This is a genomic window from Caballeronia catudaia, assembly GCF_001544755.2.
GTDB classification, from domain to species: domain Bacteria; phylum Pseudomonadota; class Gammaproteobacteria; order Burkholderiales; family Burkholderiaceae; genus Caballeronia; species Caballeronia catudaia.
Genome location: NZ_FCOF02000125.1, coordinates 1 through 1,671, shown reverse-complemented (window position 1 = coordinate 1,671; position 1,671 = coordinate 1). Strand labels below are relative to the sequence as shown.

The following is a 1,671-nucleotide window of genomic DNA, read 5'->3' as shown; positions in this document are numbered from 1 at the left end:
GCGCAAATCGATCATCGCCGCATGTTGGAAACAAGCCGAGCTCTGGTGATGTCATGACTTACGTAAGTCTCAATAGACGGTTGCTGTACTGCCAGCCAGATCGCCTTTGCGTCCGCTGCGTCGCTCTTATTGCGAATGTTGAACGCCTTCACAAACCTCGCTGGCATCAACTTCACCCGATGTCCCATCGCCATCAGCTGTCGCGCCCAATGGTGCGCACCACCGCATGCCTCCATACCGATCAGACACTGCGCACGATTTGCGAAATGCTCGAGAAACTGCGTGCGCCGTATTGCTTTATTCACGACCTCTCCCGTTTCCGGGTCGATGTAGTGCACGTGAAACACGTTTTTGGCAATGTCAACTCCAACTGGCGTAGCATTCATGTGTGGATCCTCCGGTTGCCGGGAAGTGCATGCGCTTTCCATCGGGGCACATTGATGCCGTTGGCCCGTGAGGATCCACCTTACTTCCTTTCGCTCACGAGTGGGACGCGTTCATTTCATTGCTGGTGATCATCGGCGTGAAGCCGGACGGGAGCAAAGAGCGCGTGGCGATCGGTGATGGCTATCGCGAATCGAAAGCGTCGTGGCTGGAGCTGCTGCTTGACCTAAAAGCGCGAGGCTTGCAGGCCGGTCCGTTGCTGGCCGTCGGCGACGGCGCGATGGGCTTCTGGGCTGCACTGGAGGAAGTGTTTCCCGTGACGCGAGGACAGCGTTGCTGGTTCCATTACGCCGATGTCCGGATTATGCCGAAGTCCGGCTGCGATACCAGGCTGCTGGCGGCGAACGCACTTTAGGTATCGGCATAATCAAAGCGATTCCAGAAAGGCGAGAAGCGTATCGGAGGGGCGATACCGGCCGGGCTGGGTGCTAGGCATGCGAACCCGGGCGAGAGCTTGCTCCTTGATTCCCAGATGCGCGTGTAGATAGATCGTGGTGGTGTCGACATGTTCATGGCCGAGCCATAGAGCGATCACCGTGGGATCGACGCCCGCTTCCAGAAGCCTCATTGCAGAGGTATGCCTCAACACATGCGCAGTTACTTTCTTCGTTGTCAAAGTCGGACAGGCGACAGATGCTGTAGATGCATGGAGTGCAATGCGGCGCTCGATCGCGTCTCGGCTGAGTGGTTTGCCGGTGCGTGTTGGAAACAGCTGCGCGGGCGGGTTGACGTTACACTCGGCGAGCCACGTGCGCAGCACGTTGACGACAGGGACTGTCAATGACGTGATGCGATCCTTTCGACCCTTGCCGTGACAGGCGAGATGCGCACCAGCGCCGAGGTGAACGTCGCTTTGTCGCAGACCGATCAACTCGGAGATCCGCAATCCGGTTTGCACCGCGACCAGTAGCAACGCATAGTCGCGTCGCCCTGACCACGACGTTCGATCTGGCGCAGCAAGGAGCGCTTGCACTTCCCGCTCGGTGAGAAAGGTAACGATCGTGCGCTCGAAACGCTTCGGTAGTATCGCCAGCACGCGAGCAATGGTGGCTGCGGATTCAGGGTGCCGTAATGCCGCATAGCGGAACAGCGAATGGATGGCGGCGAGCCGAGCGTTACGAGTACGCACGCTGTTATTCCGATCCTGTTCTATTGAGTTTTACTAAATCCATGACAACCGATTCTCGGCTTGAGCGTTATACGATCATCGCCTTGATGAGGGATGAG

1 protein-coding gene and 2 pseudogenes are annotated in these 1,671 nt (G+C 57.7%); 1 reads left to right on the top strand and 2 read right to left on the bottom strand.

Annotated features, from left to right (window positions below; genetic code table 11):
- Positions 1–14: 14 nt before the first annotated feature.
- Positions 15–386: pseudogene (locus tag AWB75_RS36370) on the bottom strand (IS110 family transposase); the annotation flags it as partial.
- Between the two features lie 104 nt (positions 387–490).
- On the opposite strand from AWB75_RS36370, the pseudogene AWB75_RS36365 reads away from it, so the two are divergent.
- A pseudogene (locus tag AWB75_RS36365) lies at positions 491–730 on the top strand (transposase); the annotation flags it as partial.
- Between the two features lie 81 nt (positions 731–811).
- Here AWB75_RS36365 and AWB75_RS36360 read toward each other — a convergent pair.
- Positions 812–1,573 (bottom strand): tyrosine-type recombinase/integrase, encoded by a 762-nt coding sequence (locus AWB75_RS36360; protein ID WP_235012444.1) that lies wholly within the window; start codon positions 1,571–1,573, stop codon positions 812–814.
- Positions 1,574–1,671 lie beyond the last annotated feature (98 nt).